A 2,397-nucleotide genomic window follows, 5' to 3' on the forward strand; every position below is an offset into this window, starting at 1 on the left:
CTAAGAAATAACCCCTGAGTTCCCAGTCGTCTCTACCGTCCCGGTTGCCGCTGTTGTGGCCTGGGAGCTGGGACTTTCTGCCTTCCGCAGTTCGATCACGTTGAGTTGAAGTAGCTTCACTCATTGTGAAGCTTTGTCGATGTGACCGAGCTTCTCGCTGACCGAGTGAAGGCGAGGAGGCTGAAGTTGGGCCTGGCGGTGGTGAGGGATCTTCGGGTGGCACGTGCCCCGGCCACGCCCGAGGATCTGGAGGCGCTGGAGACCGACGTGCTGGCCGGATTCGTACTGGCCCGAGCTGCGGCGGGGTTGTCGGACGGGACGATCTCCTCCGATGTGCTGCACCTGGAACAGGTACGCGCCTGGTTCGGCCGGCCGCTGTGGGAGATGGAACCCGCCGATGCCGATATGTACTTCGGCAAGGTGCTGCGCACCACGGCCAAGGGCACCCGGCTGTCGCGTGCGCAGGCGCTCAAGACGTTCTTCGTGTTCCTGGAGCTGCGGCACAAGGTGGAGATCCACCAGATGACCGGCCGCGTGGTCGAGTGCCCGATCGATGAGATGAACCGGCCCCGCGGCCGCCAGGAAGCGCGGTTGCGGATCCCGCCCAGCGCCGAGCAGGTCGACCGGCTATTCGCCGGCTGGCGCGAGGACCTGGCCACCTGTCGCAAGTTCGCGCCGGCCGCGCGTAACTACACCGCCGCCAAGGTGATGAGCGAGGTCGGCCTCCGGGTCAACGAGGCCTGCAAGCTCGACCTGGCCGACATCAAGTGGGAGCTGGGCCGCTTCGGCAAGCTGCACGTCCGGCACGGCAAGGGCGCCCGCGGTTCCGGACCGCGCGAACGGATGGTGCCACTGATCAACAACGCCGCGATCACGCTGCGCTGGTTCGTGGAGGACGTGTGGGGCCAGTTCGGCGACGATCACAACCGGCCCGGCGTCCCGTTGCTGCCCTCCGAACGCAAGAACATCGACGGCAGCGCCGCCCGGGTCGGCGACGAGACGCTCCGAGCGGCGCTCGCAGGCAGCGCCGAACGTCATCTGCCGGACTGGCCCGAGGTCGTCACGCCCCATGTCCTGCGGCACTTTTGCGCCTCCCAGCTCTATCTGGCCGGGATGACCTGCTCGCGGTCCAGGCCGTGCTCGGGCACGCCTGGGTGGCCACCACGATGAAGTACGTTCACGTCCCCGGCACCCATATCGAGGACGCCTGGCTCGCGGGCCAGCAACGCGCCGCCACCCGCCTGGAAGGACTACGGCGATGAAGTGGAACCTGCGGCTGGCCGCTGCCAACCGCGGCATCTGGAAGGCCAGCGAACTGCAGCGCATGCTCGCCGACCGAGGCCTGACTATCAGCGCCGGGAAGATGTCCGGGCTGTGGTCGGGCGAGCCGGCCAGCATCAAACTCGACGACCTTGATGTCATCTGCGCCGTCCTCGGCTGCGGCGTCGACGAGCTCCTCATCCCCGAACCCGGCAATGTCAAGCGCGCCGATGAACCAGCCGGGCAGCAGCCCGCGGCGGCCTCATCGGGAGGCCCGTCGGTGACACCCAAGCGGCGGGACGGACGCTCGCTGCCGCCGGCGTGACATGACTCGTCGCCGCGGATGTCCCCGACCGCCCTCGACCTGCACCGGCTGCCTGGCCTGGGGGCCATTACCGCTGCGCCTGTTCTGCGGGGCTTGTGAGTCCTTCGGCAGGAATCATGAGCCCGGCCAGTGCGCGGCCTGCCACCGGGTCGTTCCGCTGAAGAAGGAGTACTGCCGGCTGTGCTGGATTCAGGCCAGCTTGGAGGCCAAGACATCCTCCCCGGCCAAGGGCGCGGCCCTGGAGCCATTTCTGCGCGAGATCCACTACCAGCAACTCTTTCTGGCAGACCTGCAGCGTCCACGCTCGAAAGGCCCACCCGTTGGGCCCGGCGGGCGCCGGAAGAGTCGTCGCCCGCCAACCCAACCGCAGCCGACTGCGCCACTCGGTTGGATCCAGTTGAAGCTGCCTATCGAAGTCCGCAGAGACTTCAGCCACTTCGATCGTCGCTGGCACGCCGACCTCGCCAATCCCTGGCTGGCCCGGGCGAGGAACATGGCCCAAACCGTCGGCGAAGCGCGCGGTTGGACCCCACGAGTGGCCAGTTACGTCGATCGGAGCCTGGTCATTCTGCTATCGAGCCATGCCAACGGCGACAAGATCCGGTACTCGGAGGCGTTCCAGGCCATCCGCAGCCGCGGGATGAGCGTTGAACGCACCGTCGAGATCCTCGACCATCTCGACCTGCTCGACGATGACCGGATCCCCGCCTTCGAGTCGTGGCTGGAGCGCAAACTCGTGGCCCTCACCCCGGGAATCCGGGCCGATGTCGAGGGCTGGCTGCGGACCCTGCGCGAAGGAGGACCACGATCTC

At 67.3% G+C, this 2,397-nt stretch carries 3 protein-coding genes; all 3 read left to right on the plus strand.

Going from position 1 to position 2,397, the window contains the following annotated elements; all coding sequences use genetic code 11:
- Positions 1 to 216: 216 nt before the first annotated feature.
- The gene (locus tag ACIHFD_RS67760; RefSeq protein WP_397375951.1) at positions 217 to 1,170 is read left to right on the plus strand and encodes a tyrosine-type recombinase/integrase; all 954 of its coding nucleotides are present in this window, start codon (positions 217 to 219) and stop codon (positions 1,168 to 1,170) included.
- An 88-nt stretch (positions 1,171 to 1,258) separates the two neighbouring features.
- Positions 1,259 to 1,585: a helix-turn-helix domain-containing protein gene (locus ACIHFD_RS67765; protein WP_397375952.1), complete on the plus strand. Its 327-nt coding sequence runs from the start codon at positions 1,259 to 1,261 to the stop codon at positions 1,583 to 1,585.
- A gap of 199 nt (positions 1,586 to 1,784) precedes the next feature.
- Positions 1,785 to 2,397, plus strand: a 613-nt coding sequence (locus ACIHFD_RS67770) for a hypothetical protein (RefSeq protein ID WP_397375953.1), incomplete at its 3' end; no start/stop codon positions are given.

The sequence above is a fragment of the Nonomuraea sp. NPDC051941 genome (genome assembly GCF_044593615.1).

Excerpts from the sequence above, each read along its gene's own strand:
- ACIHFD_RS67765 (WP_397375952.1), top strand. The coding sequence starts at position 1,259 with ATGAAGTGGAACCTGCGGCTGGCCGCTGCCAACCGCGGCATCTGGAAG.